This window comes from Amycolatopsis sp. NPDC051903 (genome assembly GCF_044452505.1).
Taxonomy (GTDB): Bacteria; Actinomycetota; Actinomycetes; order Mycobacteriales; family Pseudonocardiaceae; genus Amycolatopsis.
Window position 1 is genome coordinate 655,338 of record NZ_JBITBT010000001.1, and the last position, 14,127, is coordinate 669,464.

The 14,127-nt window shown below is 71.2% G+C and carries 15 protein-coding genes; 11 read left to right on the forward strand and 4 right to left on the reverse strand.

Translation table 11 applies throughout. The features are described 5' to 3' along the window. Positions 1–11 precede the first annotated feature (11 nt). The 3 genes from ACIA77_RS03335 to ACIA77_RS03345 are packed head-to-tail and all read right to left on the reverse strand — an operon-like array spanning position 12 to position 1,975. Entirely contained in the window at positions 12–473 is a 462-nt protein-coding gene (locus ACIA77_RS03335; protein WP_395884121.1) for an SAM-dependent methyltransferase, read from the reverse strand. Then, positions 470–1,075: a TetR/AcrR family transcriptional regulator gene (locus tag ACIA77_RS03340; RefSeq protein ID WP_395884122.1), complete on the reverse strand. Its 606-nt coding sequence runs from the start codon at positions 1,073–1,075 to the stop codon at positions 470–472. Before ACIA77_RS03340 ends, ACIA77_RS03335 begins: the two co-directional genes overlap by 4 nt. A 42-nt stretch (positions 1,076–1,117) precedes the next feature. After that, positions 1,118–1,975 carry an esterase/lipase family protein gene (locus tag ACIA77_RS03345; protein ID WP_395884123.1) on the reverse strand — a complete coding sequence of 286 codons (858 nt, stop codon included), beginning with the start codon at positions 1,973–1,975 and terminating at the stop codon, positions 1,118–1,120. Between the two features lie 126 nt (positions 1,976–2,101). On the opposite strand from ACIA77_RS03345, the gene ACIA77_RS03350 reads away from it, so the two are divergent. The 11 genes from ACIA77_RS03350 (at position 2,102) to ACIA77_RS03400 (ending at position 13,270) form a co-directional block, all read left to right on the forward strand. Next, positions 2,102–2,728 carry a TetR/AcrR family transcriptional regulator gene (locus ACIA77_RS03350; RefSeq protein ID WP_395884124.1) on the forward strand — a complete coding sequence of 209 codons (627 nt, stop codon included), beginning with the start codon at positions 2,102–2,104 and terminating at the stop codon, positions 2,726–2,728. Positions 2,729–2,836: 108 nt separating this feature from the next. Continuing rightward, complete coding sequence (locus ACIA77_RS03355) at positions 2,837–3,238, forward strand: MerR family transcriptional regulator (protein ID WP_395884125.1); 402 nt, start codon at positions 2,837–2,839, stop codon at positions 3,236–3,238. After that, complete coding sequence (locus ACIA77_RS03360) at positions 3,235–4,215, forward strand: aldo/keto reductase (protein ID WP_395884126.1); 981 nt, start codon at positions 3,235–3,237, stop codon at positions 4,213–4,215. Before ACIA77_RS03355 ends, ACIA77_RS03360 begins: the two co-directional genes overlap by 4 nt. 13 nt (positions 4,216–4,228) lie before the next feature. Beyond that, a complete protein-coding gene (locus ACIA77_RS03365; protein WP_395884127.1) occupies positions 4,229–5,230 on the forward strand; it encodes an aldo/keto reductase in 1,002 nt (333 codons plus the stop codon). A 152-nt stretch (positions 5,231–5,382) separates the two neighbouring features. Continuing rightward, a complete protein-coding gene (locus ACIA77_RS03370; protein ID WP_395884128.1) occupies positions 5,383–6,939 on the forward strand; it encodes an NAD(P)-binding domain-containing protein in 1,557 nt (518 codons plus the stop codon). 2 nt (positions 6,940–6,941) lie between these two features. Continuing rightward, entirely contained in the window at positions 6,942–7,973 is a 1,032-nt protein-coding gene (locus ACIA77_RS03375) for an alpha-hydroxy acid oxidase (protein ID WP_395884129.1), read from the forward strand. Continuing rightward, a complete protein-coding gene (locus ACIA77_RS03380; protein WP_395884130.1) occupies positions 7,970–9,331 on the forward strand; it encodes a cytochrome P450 in 1,362 nt (453 codons plus the stop codon). The genes ACIA77_RS03375 and ACIA77_RS03380 overlap by 4 nt, the downstream gene beginning before the upstream one ends. Continuing rightward, on the forward strand, positions 9,331–10,611 hold the full coding sequence (locus ACIA77_RS03385; protein WP_395884131.1) for a cation:proton antiporter: 1,281 nt from the start codon (positions 9,331–9,333) through the stop codon (positions 10,609–10,611). Before ACIA77_RS03380 ends, ACIA77_RS03385 begins: the two co-directional genes overlap by 1 nt. Before the next feature lie 87 nt (positions 10,612–10,698). Continuing rightward, positions 10,699–11,346: a response regulator transcription factor gene (locus ACIA77_RS03390; protein WP_204091535.1), complete on the forward strand. Its 648-nt coding sequence runs from the start codon at positions 10,699–10,701 to the stop codon at positions 11,344–11,346. Continuing rightward, positions 11,343–12,518, forward strand: a complete 1,176-nt coding sequence (locus ACIA77_RS03395; RefSeq protein WP_395884132.1) for a sensor histidine kinase — start codon at positions 11,343–11,345, stop codon at positions 12,516–12,518. Before ACIA77_RS03390 ends, ACIA77_RS03395 begins: the two co-directional genes overlap by 4 nt. 182 nt (positions 12,519–12,700) lie before the next feature. Beyond that, entirely contained in the window at positions 12,701–13,270 is a 570-nt protein-coding gene (locus ACIA77_RS03400) for an MmpS family transport accessory protein (protein ID WP_395884133.1), read from the forward strand. Positions 13,271–13,348: 78 nt separating this feature from the next. Here the strand turns inward: ACIA77_RS03400 and ACIA77_RS03405 are convergent, their stop codons facing one another. Next, on the reverse strand, positions 13,349–14,110 hold the full coding sequence (locus ACIA77_RS03405) for a class I SAM-dependent methyltransferase (RefSeq protein ID WP_395884327.1): 762 nt from the start codon (positions 14,108–14,110) through the stop codon (positions 13,349–13,351). Positions 14,111–14,127 lie beyond the last annotated feature (17 nt).

Here is a 14,127-nt window from a genome sequence, read left to right on the forward strand (position 1 = left end):
CGCGGCGCCGGTCAGGTAGGGCAGCCCAGGAACCGGTGCTCGGCACGCTCCGGCGCCCGGCCCTCGGCGAGGACGCGCCGCTTGAAGCCGAGCACATCGCCCCGGTCGATCTCGAAGAACCGCGTCGCGGCGGGCAGGTCCAGCCGCCACGCGCGGGTGTCCAGCCCGGAGCCGAGCAGCACGACCTGGGTGGTCGTTGTGCTCGCGGTCGTCAGGAAGTCGTCGAAGACGCGGGTCCGCAGCCCGGTGTAGCTGCCGCCACGACCCCACACCGGTTCGGCGTCGCCCGCTTCGACGTCCTCGATGCGGGTCAGGAGCCGCGGACCGGACCGGACCGCGCGGACGAACCGTTCGGCCCACTCGTCGCGCACGAGGCCGTCGGGCCGGTGGGTTTCGATGGCGCGGGCCGCGGCGATCAGCAGCGCCGTCGAGCTCACCCCGGCCGCGGGTTCGTCTCCGTCGTCGCCCGTCACGACCGCGGGGCTGAAGTGAGCCACCCGGCCGCGTTGGCGCGCAAGGCCTGTTCGTACGCGCCGCTCACGCTGAACTCCGGCGGCAGGTTCCCCGACAGCTCAAGGGAAACCAGCCCGTGGACCAGGCCCCACGAGCTGACGACGATCACCGCGGGTTCGACGTCGGCGAACTGGCCCGAGGAGATGCCGTCGCGGATGACCTCTTCGAGGGGTTCGAGCGTGGTGCGGGCGAGGCGGTCGGCTTCGGCGTTGGGTTCGAAGCCGGGCACGGATCTGGTGAACATGATCGCGTAGAGGTGCGGGTCGGCCTGGGCGCTGGCGCGGTAGGCGACGCCGAGGTGGACGAGGTCCGCCACGGCGTCGCCCGTGCGTTCCACCGCGCGCAGCCGCTCGCCGAAGCGCCGGAAGCCCTCCACGTACAGCGCGTTGACCAGGTCCGGTTTGCTGCCGAACAGGGAGTACACGGCCGTGGTGGAGGTGCCGACGTCGGTTGCGAGCTTGCGCAGGGACAGGGCCTTCGGGCCGTCGGCGGAGATCAGTTCGCCGGCCCGGTCCAGCAGCTTCAGCCGGAGGGCTTCGTCGTGCGTTCGGGGACGGGGCATGCGCTCAGCGTAACGCAACGGTGTTACGTATCGCGACCCGTCTCAGCAGTGGATCTGCCGCGCGTGGGCCGGGTCGAGCGCGTTGAGCGTGAGGTCGTAGACGGTTTTCGAGTAGCTCAGGCTGCCGTGGTCGGTGAAGTCGAACGGGCACGTGTCCTGCACCCACAGGTTCTTCACGCCCGGCTCGTCGATGAACGCGGCCGAGCCGGCCGGCGTCACCACCCGTTCGTTGCGGGTTTCGATCACCGTGTACGCGACACCGGGCTGCGCGATCGGTCCGTCGTTCACGGCCCGCACCACCGGCGAACCGACGACCTGGTCGGCGCACGCCGCGCACGCGGCCCCCACCAGTGCTTCGCCGCCGGGGAACGCCGTGGCCAGGTAGGCGAGGCCGTCGAGCGTGGTGCCGTGGGTGGTCGGCGACAGGCCGACGAACGTGTGCACCTTCGCCGCGCCGCCGAGCAGCTTCAGGTAGTACTCGCTGATCAGGCCGCCCTGCGAGTGGCCGACGAGGTCCACCTGGCCGGCGCCCGTCTTCGCGAGCACCTCGTCGACGAAGCCCTGGATCTGGCGCGCGGAGCCCGCGACCGGGCCGGTCGTCTGGATCACCGAGTGCGGATCGCCGCCGAGCGGGGTGCTGTAGACGCAGTAGCCGGCGTTGGCGAGCGTCGGGCCGAGGCCGCTCCAGTCGTCGATCATGTTCCCGAACGTGCCGGTCACCAGCACGACCGGCCGCGGGTGCGCGGAGCCGGGGGTGCAGGTCACGTTCACGCCCGCCGGCGAGCCCGCGGGGTTCGGCAGCGACTGCGCGATCCCCACGGCGATGTTCGGTGTCACGGGATACGCGGGCGCGGCTTCGGCGGGCCCGGCGAGCGCGACCGCGCACAGGACGGCCGCCACGGCGGGTAGCCAACGGCGAAGTGAGGACATCATCGGCCTCCTGAAGGGAAACAAGATCTGAAACACCAGTGATTCAGATCTGACCACGCGCACCGGGCGCGGCACAAGGGCGAATAGGGTGACGCCGTGACCCAGCCCGGACCGCGGGGCCGCTACGGCGGTCGCAGCGCCGCCGACCGTCGAGCCGAACGGCGCGAGCGCCTGATGACGGCGGGCCTGGAGCTGTTCGGCACGGCCGGGTACGCGGCTTCGACCGTCGGGCAGATCTGCCGGACGGCGAACCTGTCCACGCGGCAGTACTACGAGGAGTTCGCCGGACGCGAGGCGCTGCTGATCGCCGTCTACGACCAGGTGAACGCCGAAGCGCAGGCCGCCGTGGGCGAGGCGGTGAAAAACTCGGCCGGGAAGCCGCTCGTGGAGCGGATCAAGGCCGCGCTCACGGCGTACGCGCTCAGCACGGCAACGGACCTGCGACGCGCGAAGATCGCGTACGTGGAGATCGTCGGGGTCAACGCGGGGGTGGAGGAGCACCGGATGGCCACGCGGGCGCGGTGGGCCGAGCTGATCCGCGAGCTCATGCGGGCCGGCGCCGCGGCCGGCGAGGTGCCCGACCGCGACTACCGGCTGGCCGCGAGCGCGTACATCGGCGCGGTCAACGGCCTCCTGCAGGACTGGTGCGCCACCCCGGACCGGGCGCCGCTGGCCGACGCCGTCGACGAGCTGGCCCGCATCTCCGCCGCGCTCACCGGATGAGACCGCGCACTGGCTGAGGCCCATGGGCTGACCAGCGTCGTTCGGGCTCGTCACCCGGCCCGGTCGGGATTTGACCTGGAGCGCACTCCAGGTCGTACTGTCGACCGCATGAGCTACTCGATAGCGGAAGCCGCACGACGTAGCGGCCTGTCGATCGACACCCTTCGGTACTACGAGCGGATCAAGCTGCTCGAACCGCCGGCCCGCGACGCGGCGGGGCGGCGCGCGTACTCCGACGCCGACCTCACCTGGCTCGGGTTCCTCACCAAGCTGCGGCTCACCGGCATGCCCATCAAGAGCATGCGTGAGTACGCCGCCCTGCGCCGCCACGGCGTCGCGAGCGCCGGGCGCCGCAAGGCGATCCTCGTCGAGCAGCGGCAGTCGGTGGCCGACCGGATCACCGAGCTGCAGGCCTGCCTCGACGTGCTCGACTACAAGATCGACAACTACGACCAGGTGGAGCGCAAGCTGCACGGCCACGCGCCCGCCATGGAGGAGATCTCCGCGTGATCGGTACGAGGAAACTCGGCGAACTGGAAGTCGGGGCCCAGGGTCTCGGCTGCATGGGGATGAGCCAGGCCTACGGGGTGCGCGACGACGACAACGAGTCCGTCGCGACCGTCCACCGGGCGCTGGAGCTGGGGGTGACCCTGCTCGACACGGCCAACGTGTACGGGTCGGGGGAGAACGAGAAGCTGGTCGGCCGCGCGATCGCCGACCGCCGCGACCGGGTCGTGCTGGCCACGAAGTTCGGCATCGTGTGGACCGACGAGGGCATGGGCGCGCGCGGCGACGCGGCATACGTGAAGCAGTGCTGCGACGAGTCGCTGCAGCGCCTCGGCGTGGACCATATCGACCTCTACTACCAGCACCGCGTGGACCCGAACGTCCCGGTCGAGGAGACGTGGGGCGCGCTGGCCGAACTCGTGCGGGCCGGGAAGATCCGGTACGCCGGGATTTCGGAGGCGAGCGCCGAGACCATCCGCCGCGCCCACGCCGTGCACCCGGTGACGGCGCTGCAGAGCGAATGGTCCCTGTGGACGCGCGGCATCGAAGACGAGGTCCTCGGCACCTGCCGGGAGCTGGGCATCGGCCTGGTGCCGTTCTCTCCGCTCGGCCGCGGCCTGCTCACCGGCTCCGTGACGTCGGTGAAGGACCTGCCCGAGGACGACCTGCGCCGCCGGATGCCGCGGTTCGAGGAGGGGAACTTCGAACGCAACCTGGCGATCGTCGACGCGCTGCGGGCGCTCGCCGAGCGCAAGGGCGTGACCGCCGGGCAGCTGGCGCTCGCGTGGGTGCAGGCCAAGGGCGCGGACGTCGTGCCGATCCCGGGCACGAAGCGGCGCAAGTACCTCGAGGAGAACCTCGCGGCCGCGCGGCTCGAACTGTCCGAAGAGGACATCAAAGCGATCGAAGCGGCTTCGCCGAAGGACGCCGTGGCCGGGGCTCGCTACCCCGAGCGGCTCGCCCGCGCGGCCGGTAAGTGATCAGGGGGAAGTCATGAGCGGATCGACGCTGCCCGTCCGCCGGCTCGGCGCGCTCGAGGTGAGCGCGCAGGGGCTCGGCTGCATGGGCATGAGCGAGTTCTACGGCGAGGGTGACGAAGGCGAGTCGATCGCCACCGTCCACCGCGCGCTGGAGCTCGGCGTGACGTTGCTGGACACCGCCGACATGTACGGCTTCGGTGCCAACGAGGAGCTCGTCGGCCGCGCGATCGCGGACCGGCGCGACCAGGTCGTGCTGGCCACGAAGTTCGGGTTCGTGCGCGACAAGGACGATCCGGGCAAGCGGGGCGTGCGCGGCGACGCGGCGTACGTGCGCGAAGCCGTGGAGAATTCGCTGCGGCGGCTCGGCACCGACCACATCGACCTCTACTACCAGCACCGCGTGGACCCGGACGTGCCGATCGAGGAGACGGTCGGGGCCATGGCCGAGCTGGTGCGGCAGGGGAAGGTGCGTCACCTCGGCCTATCGGAAGCCGGTGCCGAGACGATCCGGCGCGCGCACGCCGTGCACCCGATCAGCGCCGTGCAGACGGAGTGGTCGCTGTGGTCGCGTGACATCGAGGACGCCGTGGTGCCGGCGTGCCGCGAGCTCGGCATCGGGCTCGTGCCGTACTCGCCGCTGGGCCGCGGGTTCCTCACCGGCCGCTTCACGTCCGAGACCGACCTGGGCGCCGACGACTTCCGCCGCCAGACCCAGCCGCGCTTCGCGGACGGCAACTTCGAGAAGAACGTGGCGATGGTCGAGGCCCTGCGGGCGTTCGCCGAGGCCAAGGGCGTGACGACGGGGCAGCTCGCGCTGGCCTGGGTCGAGGCGCGCGGCGACGACGTCGTTCCGATCCCCGGGACGAAGCGGCGCAAGTACCTCGAAGAGAACGTCGGCGCGGTCGCGGTCGAACTGTCCGAAGAGGACATCGCGGCCATCGAGACCGCGGTGCCGGTGGACGGTGTCGCCGGTGCCCGCTACTCCGACGCGGCGATGAAACTGCTCTCGCGCTGAGGCGCGACCGGGGGCCCCTCGCGGATCCGCCGCGGGGGGCCCTCGGCGTACCACCACCCGATTTCGCTGATCGGGACGCTCTGAAGCTTTTCTGAGATCTCCGGATCAGGCTGTCGGCCGTCGGACGAAGATGATCGAGGCTGGAGGCCGGTGTGGTGGACGACGTTCTGGACTATCTGGTGGTCGGTGCGGGCCCGGCGGGCCTGCAGCTCGGCCGGCAGCTCGAACAGGCGGGTCACCGCTACCTCGTGCTCGAAGCCGGCAGCGTGCCGGCCACGTTCTTCACGCGGTTCCCGCGCCACCGCACGCTGATCTCGGTCAACAAGAAGCACACGGGCTGGACCGACCCGGAGCTGAACCTGCGCGTCGACTGGAACTCCCTGCTCGACGACGGCCCCGACCCCGTGCTGTTCACCGACTACAGCGCGGAGCTGTTCCCGCCCGCCGAGGCGTTCCTGCGCTACACCGCCGACTACGCGGCGAAGCACGGCGTCGCCATCCGCTACGGCACCCGGGTGACGCGGATCAGCCGGGATCCGGAAAGCGCTCTCTTCACCGCCACGGACAGCGACGGGAACACCTTCACCACGCGGCGGCTGGTGATGGCGACGGGCGTGAGCAAGCCGTACATCCCCGATGTTCCCGGCATGGAGCTGGTCGAGCAGTACGCCGATTTCGACACCGACCCGGCGCGGTTCACCAACAAGCGCGTGCTCGTGCTGGGCAAGGGCAACTCGGCGTTCGAGACGGCTGACAGCGTCAACGCGTACGCCGCTGTGTTGCACGTCGCGGGCCCGCGGCCGGTGAAGCTGGCCTGGCGCACGCACTTCGTCGGCCACCTGCGCGCGTACAACGCGGGCGTGCTCGACATGTACCAGCTCAAGCTGCAGCACGCGATCCTCGACGGCGACGTGCGTGAGATCCGCAAGGACGAAGACGGCTACCACGTGAAGTTCGCGTTCGCCCGCGCCGACGAGATCGTGAAGGAACTGCGCTACGACTACGTGGTCGCCGCCACCGGCTTCCGCTTCGACGCGTCGCTGTTCGACGAGGACTGCCGCCCGGAGCTCTCGATCAACGGCCGCTTCCCGGCGCAGACGTCGTCGTGGGAGTCGGTGAACGTGCCCGACCTCTACTTCGCCGGCACCATCACGCAGGCCCGCGACTTCAAGAAGGCCACCAGCGCGTTCATCCACGGCTTCCGCTACGGCGTGCGCGCCCTGTCGAAGGTGCTCGACGAGCGCTACCACGAGCGCGAGTGGCCGCAGACCGTGCTGAAGGCCGAGACCGCCGACCTCGTCGACGCTGTGCTCCGGCGGATCAACCGGACGTCCGGGCTGTTCCAGCAGTTCGGGTTCCTCGCCGACGTGCTGACCGTCGACGGCGACCAGGCGCGCTACCTCGAAGAGGTGCCGGTGGACCGCTTCGCCGACACCCCGCTCAGCGAAGCCGAAAACGCGTTCCTGATCACCCTCGACTACGGGCCGGACCACGACAAGGTCGACCCCTTCGACTTCACCGTGAAGCGCGCGAGCCAGGACGTCGCCAACGACAGCGGCGAGGGCCACTACCTGCACCCGATCGTCCGCCACTACCGGCGCGGCGAGCTCGTGGCCACGCACCACGTGACGGAGAACCTCGAGAACGAGTGGAACCGGCCGGTGCACGTGGAGGCGCTCACGGAGTTCGTCACCCGGCAGCTGGCCTGACCGTGCGCACGATCGCGGAGCTGGCGGCCGCGGCGCGCGACAAGCTCGACCCGGCGCACTACGACTTCTACGCGGGTGCGGCCGGTGACGAGCTGACGCTGCGGGCCAATGAAGAAGCCTTTTCGAAGCGGGTGCTCGTGCCGCGGGTTCTGCGGGGCGTGGGGAAACGCGACCTCGCGACGGATCTGGTGGGTTCGCCGTTGTCGATGCCGGTCCTGGTGTCGCCGACGGCGTTCCACCGGCTCGCGCACGACGAGGGCGAGCGCGCGACGGCCCGCGCGGTCGCGAAAGCGGGCACCGTCCTGGTAGTGAGCATGGCCGCGACCACGGCCGTGGGGGACATCGCCGCGGCCGCGCCCGGGGCCACGCTGTGGTTCCAGCTGTACCTGCAGCCGGACCTTTGTTTCACCGAATCCGTGGTGCGCCGCGCCGAGCGCGCGGGCGTCCGGGCGTTCGTGGTGACCGTGGACTCGCCGGTGTTCGGCCGGCGCGAACGCGACCACCGCAACGGCTTCCACGACCTGCCGCCGGGGCTGGTCGTGGAGAACCTGCGCGACGGCTCGGGCGAAGTGCGGGACATCGAGATGTCGGCCGAGCTGTCGTGGGAACACGTCGCGTGGCTCAAACGCACGACGGCGCTCCCGGTGCTGCTCAAGGGCGTGCTGCACCCGGCGGACGCGCGGCTCGCGGTCGAGGCCGGCGTCGACGGGCTGGTGGTGTCGAACCACGGCGGCCGCCAGCTCGACGCCGCGGTGTCCACTGTGGACGCCCTGCCCGCGGTGGCCGAGGCCGTGGCGGGCGCGATCCCGCTCGTGCTCGACGGTGGCGTGCGGCGGGGCACCGACGTGGTCAAGGCGCTCGCGCTGGGCGCCACCGCCGTCGGCGTCGGTCGGCCCGTGCTGTGGGGCCTCGCGGCGGCCGGTGAGGAAGGGGTGACGGAAGTGCTGGAACGCTTGCGGGAAGAGCTGGACACCGCGCTGGCGCTGTGCGGCGCCGCCGCGCCGGGCGAGCTGACCGCGGACCTCGTCCGATGAGGCGGCTGCTGCCGGCCGCGCTGGCCGCCGCGCTCGTCGGGTCCCTGCCGAAGTGGCTGCCCGGCCGGGTGGTCGCGCTGCGGGTGAAGATCTTCGCGCTGGTCAACGGCGACGAAGGCCTGCCCGTGCCGGTCGAGGACTTCCGCCGCCTCTACGCCGATCCGGCGGCGATGGGGCGCAGCAAGGGCGCGGCGCTGTCGGACCTGTTCTGGTACTGGCTCGCGCCCGGTCCCGAAGTGCACCAGGAGCACCTCGAAGCCGGCCCGCGCTACGACGAGGTCGCCAAGACCACGCGGCACATCCTCGTGAAGTCGCGCGCGGAGTCGGAAGAGCTGACCCGGCGCGTCGCGGCGCACGTGCTCGACGCGCTGGAAGTCGGCGACGGCAGGCTGATCCGGCTGCGCGACGAGATGATGCCGATCTGGGCCGAGCTGTACTACGAGCTCGTGTTCGGCGAACCGTGCCCGCCCGAGGCGCGCGAGCTCGTCGTGGGCCACGCCGACGACGTCGTGTCGGCGCTGAAGTGCGTGCGGCCGCGGAACATGCGCCGCCGCGCGAAGCTCACCCGCTACCTGCGCGGGCGCCTCGCCGACGTGCCCCACGCGTTGCCGTCGCGGCTTTCCCCGCAGGAGCAGGTGTTCTACCTGCAGGGCACGTTCTTCAACACGGCCGTGGTGCAGATGTCCGAGGCGATGGCGCACCTGCTGATGATCATCGCGCAGCACCCGGACGTGCAGCGGCGGCTCGTCGCGAACCCGGACGACGACGCGTACCTGGACCGCGTGATCGACGAAGGCCTGCGCACGTACCCGCTGTTCGGCATCGCGCACCGCATCACGACCGCCGACATCGAGCTCGACGACACGACGATCGACGCGGGCACCGTGCTGCTGTTCAGCTACCCCGATTTCCACCACGCCGGGTTCGAGCGGCCCGAGGAGTTCGACCCGTCGCGCTGGGAGCCGCCCGCGGGGTGTCCCGCGCACGCCGCGCCCGCAGCGCCCTTGAAGAAGGACGTGAACTTCCTGCCGTTCGGCGTCACGCAGAACCGCGCGTGCCCGGCCCGCGGGCTCGCGCCGATCACGATGCGGGTGGTGACGCGGGAGTTCCTGCGCCGCTTCGCGGTGTCGTCGTCGGCCGCGCACACCCGCTCGATCCCCAACCGCGGCCCCGTGTTCCTCACCGCGCGTGGCTCGGCGCGCTCGACGCGCGGTCCGCTCGCGTACCTCGCCGTGCGCGACCGGTGGGAGGACGTCTGGCGGAGCCTGGCCCAGCTGGTGTTCGGCACGTACATGGTGCTCGACGCGCGGCGGAAACGCTTGTGCGTCACCTACTTCGCGAACCACGGAGGCGAATGATGTCCGCGACCGAAGCCGCGCCGGCGTTCTTCCTGGCGGTGGTGGTGATCCTGGCGGTGGTGCGGCTGGTGACCGCGCTCGCGGTGAAGCTCGGCCAGCCGCCGGTGGTGGGGGAGATGGTGGCGGGCGTGCTGCTCGGGCCGTCGCTGCTCGGGCTGCTGCTGCCGGACGCGCAGGAGTGGCTGTTCCCCGACGACGTGCGGAAACTGCTGTACCTCGGCGGGCAGATCGGGCTCGTGATCTACATGTTCGGCGCCGGGTACGAGTTCCGCGTCGCGACGATCAAGAGCTCCGTGAAGACGGTGGCCGCCGTGTCGTCGGCGGGCACGGTGGTGCCGCTCGCGCTCGGCGTCGGGGTCAGCGTGCTCGGCGCCGGCTGGGTCGACATCCTCAAACCGGGGGTGTCGCCGGTGGTGTCGGCCGCGTTCGTCGGGGTCGCGATCGCGATCACGGCGTTCCCGATGCTCACGCGAATCATCACCGAACGCGGCATCGCCTCGACGCGGTTCGGTTCGCTCGCGCTCGCGTGCGGGGCACTCGACGACGTGCTGGCGTGGATCCTGCTCGCCGTGGTGCTCGGCATGCACGCCGGTTCGGCGGGACCGGTCGCGACGGCGGTCGGCGGTGGGCTGTTGTTCGCGCTGCTCGTGTGGCTCGTCGTGCGGCGGGTGCTGGCCCGGCTGATGGCGAGCCCGCGGACGACGGTGGACCAGCGCGTGCTCGTGACGGCGATGATCCTCTTCGCGGCGGCGTGGTTCACCGACACCATCGGGCTCTACGCGGTGTTCGGTGCGTTCGTGATCGGGATCGCGTTCCCGCGCGGCGAGGCGGCGGACCTGGTGCTCGCGAAGATCATGCCGCTCGGGCAGGTCGTGTTCCTGCCGCTGTTCTTCACCTACTCCGGCCTGAAGACCCGGTTCGCGCTGCTCGCCGATCCGAACCTGTTGCTGTTCGCGGTCGTGTGCGTGGTGGTGGCCGTGGTCGGCAAGCTGGCTGCTTCGTGGGGCGCGGCGCGGCTGGCGGGGGAGTCGCAGCCGATCGCGCTGCGCGTCGGGGTGCTCGTGAACGCGCGGGGGCTGATGCAGCTGATCGCGCTGAACGTGGGGCTGGCGGCGGGGATCGTGTCGCCGGCGTTGTTCACGGTGCTGGTGCTCGTCGCGTTGGTCACCACGATCATGACCTCGCCCGTGCTGAGCTGGCTCGACCGGCGCGACCGGCGGAAGTACTCCGGCGAACAGCTGCCGGAGTTCCTCCTTTCGGCCCAGCCGGCCGGAAAATGATCGATTACCTACGAAAGTTGAGGGTTCAATCGGGCTGCTGACTGCGAGTATGGACACGTGCACGATGAGGCAGGAACCGCAGCCCGGGTGCTCCTGGTGGAGGACGATCGTGAGCTGGCCGGGATGCTCGCCGAGCTGTTCACCGAGTCCGGCTACCACGTCGAACTCGCCCACGACGGCCAGCGCGGGCTGCACCTCGGCCTCACCGGGCGCTTCGACGTGATCGTCCTCGACCGCCGCCTGCCGGTGATGGACGGGCTGGCGGTGCTGGCCGGGCTCCGGCGCCGGGCCGTGACCGCGCGCGTGCTGGTGCTCTCGGCGCTGGGTGAGCTCGCCGACCGCGTCCACGGCCTCGACGCGGGCGCCGACGACTACCTGGTGAAACCGTTCGAGACCGACGAACTGCTGGCCCGGCTGCGCGCGCTGTGCCGCCGGGATTGGGAAGGCGCCGAATGCCTCCCGCTGGGCACGGCCGCGCTCGACCTGCAGCGCCGCGAGGTCGTGCTCGCGCGCGGCGAACGCGTGACGTTGTCGGGCCGCGAGTTCGAGCTCCTGCGCACGCTCGCGCAGCGGCCGAAGGCCATCCACCCCCGCGCTTCCCTGCGCACCCACGTGTTCTCCGACTCGACCGGAGAATCCATTGTGGACACCTACGTGTACTACCTGAGACGCAAACTCGGCCGCGACGTGGTGAAGACCGTCCACGGCCTCGGCTACCAGATCGGAGCCATGTGACGGCGATCGTCGACCCGGACGCGCTCGCCCTCCGGCGCGCGCGGCGGACGATCGCGAGCCAGATCTCCGTGGTGATCACGCTGGTCGTGCTCGCCGCCGGGGCGATCGCGTACTACGTGCTGGTGCAGGGCCAGCGCGCGGAGGTCGAGCGGCAGATCGACTACACGCTGGCGCAGGGGTTGTCGGCCACGCCGCCGGGGTGCGTTTTCCTGGTGACGCCCACGGGGCACGTGCCCGCCGCGTTGCCGTTCGTGCCGCCGCCGGCCGGTGCGGAGGGGACCACGGAGTTGTCGCTGGGCGGTTCGACGTACACCGTCCGCACGGTCAGCCGGGACGGGCAGCTGTGGCAGGTGTTCGTGGACGAGCACTACCTGATCGCGGACCGCCGGCAGCTGGTGGCCGGGCTGATCGTGGCCGAACTCGTGGTGCTGGTGGTGTCGGTGGTCAGCGGTTTCGTGCTGGCGGGCCGCGCGATCCGCCCCCTGGGTGAGGCCCTGCGCCGGCAACGGACCTTCGTGGCCGACGCGTCGCACGAGCTGAGGGCGCCGCTGACCCGGCTGCACACGCGCGCGCAACTGCTGGCCCGGCGCGCGCGTTCGGCTCCGGTGCCGTCCGCGGAGCTCGACCACCTGGCGTCCGGGACTCGCGAACTGGGCGAGGTCGTGGAGGACCTCTTGCTGGCCACCCAGGCCTGCAACGAACGGCCTTCCCTGGAGCCGGTCCGGCTGGGGGTGCTCGCCGAGCAGGCCGTCGAGGCGGAGTCCGTGCGCGCGGGCGACCGGCGGGTCCGGATCTCGGTGTCGCGCGCGCCCGACCTGGCCGACGTGGTGCCCGGCGTTCCCGCCGCGCTCCGCCGAGTGCTGTCGGCGTTGCTGGACAACGCCCTCGGCCACACCCCGCCCGGCGGCTCGATCGAAGTGACCCTCGCCAACCCGGACGACCGCCACGTCGAACTCCGCGTCGCCGACACCGGCTCGGGCTTCCCCCAGAACGACGCGGAGCGCCTGTTCGAACGCTTCTCCCACGGCTCCTCCGGCGAGGGCCGCCGGTTCGGCCTGGGGCTCGCCCTGGTCCACGAAGTCGTCACCGGCCACGGCGGCACCATCGCGGCCGCCGGCGTCCCCGGCGTGGGGGCGACGTTCACGTTGAGGTTCACCCGCGCGTTGCCATGAGCATGCGCGCGAGCCGAGATAACACGGACATAACACCTCGGGGGGGCGCATAACCGCGACGGTGGGGGCCGACCTGCCTGAGGCTTGCGGTTTTCACCACGAGAAAACCTCCACACCGAAAGTAGAACGAAACCTTGAACCAGCCTTACGCGCAGTAGTCCTTCTCCCAGCAGGCTGCCCCCGTGCCGCCCGCGCCCAAGAACGGGCTCGGCACCGCCGGATTCGTGCTGGGGCTGATCGGCCTGATCTTCTCGTTCATCCCGATCATCGGGCTGATCGCCTGGCCCCTGGTCATCCTCGGCATCATCTTCGCCGCCGTCGGGCTCGGCCGGATCCGCAAGCACCGCGCCACGAACAAGGGCCTCACCATCACCGGCCTGGTCCTGTCCGTGATCGGCCTGATCATCTGCATCGTGTGGGCCGCGACGACCACCAAGGCCGTCAACGACCTGAACACCGAGGCGGCCAACCGCAGCGTCACGGTGCACTACGAGGTGACCGGCTCCGCGAAGGACGCCACGATCACGTACTCCACGATGTCCGGCAGCGACCTGTCCACCAACCAGGAACAGACCACACTGCCGTGGTCCAAGGACGTCACCGCCCAGGGCCTGGTGAAGGGCGGCACCCTCACCGTCACGACCGGCGCCGACGGCGGAAACGCCACCTGCAAGGTCGTCGTCGACGGCACGGAGTCGAAGACCGCGACCGCGAACGGCCAGTTCGCCACCGCCTCCTGCGACGGCTTCTGACCCGGCGCCGCGAGGAGCCCCGCCGCGCCGCCTGGTGACACCGCGGCGGGGTGCCGGCATTCCACCGGCCGCCCGCGACTACTCGCCGGCACCCAGAAGCCGAGTGGTGGCAACGGCGATCCCCAGCGCCCACGGCACCACCCCGTCCACCGCAAGCTTTTCCGCCTCCGCCAGGAACCTCTCGCGCAGCCGGGCCACCTCGCGCGCCGGCACCGACGACATCTCGTAGAACGTCTCCACGTTGTCCTGCCACCCGCTCGCCGGAGTGCCGCGGTGCCGGATGGTGATCCGCTCCCACGTCACGGGCGCGAACCCCGCCGGCCCGAGGAGCTCGTCGAGCCCTTCCCTCGTCCGGGTCCGCCGATCACCGACCTTCGGCAGAAACCCCACCGCGCGAGCGGCGCGGAAGAGCGGCACAGCAAGCGACCGGAACAACGCCATTGCATCACCCGCCTCGGAACCGCCGCTTCCCACCGCAACCGCGAGCCGTCCGCCGGGGACGAGCACCCGCGCCGCTTCCGCCGCAACCGCCTCCGGTTCCGTCATCACCATGAACGCCATGTGCGACACCACGGCGTCGAACGCCCCGGCCTCCCACGGCAGCTCCTGCGCCCGGCCCACTCGCAGCTCCGCGTCCTCCAGCTCCGGCCGCCGGCGCGCGAACGCGAGTTCGTTCACCGAAAGATCGATTCCCGCCAACCGCTGCGCTCCGCGAGCGGCGAAGACCGAGAGCAGTTCCCCGTCCGCGCACCCGAGGTCGAGCACCCGCTCGACGTCGCCGACGTGGTCGGCGAACGTCTCGTAGGCGGTCCGGCCGTCGGGTGTCAGGACGTCGCGGATGCTTTCGCTCTGCCTGC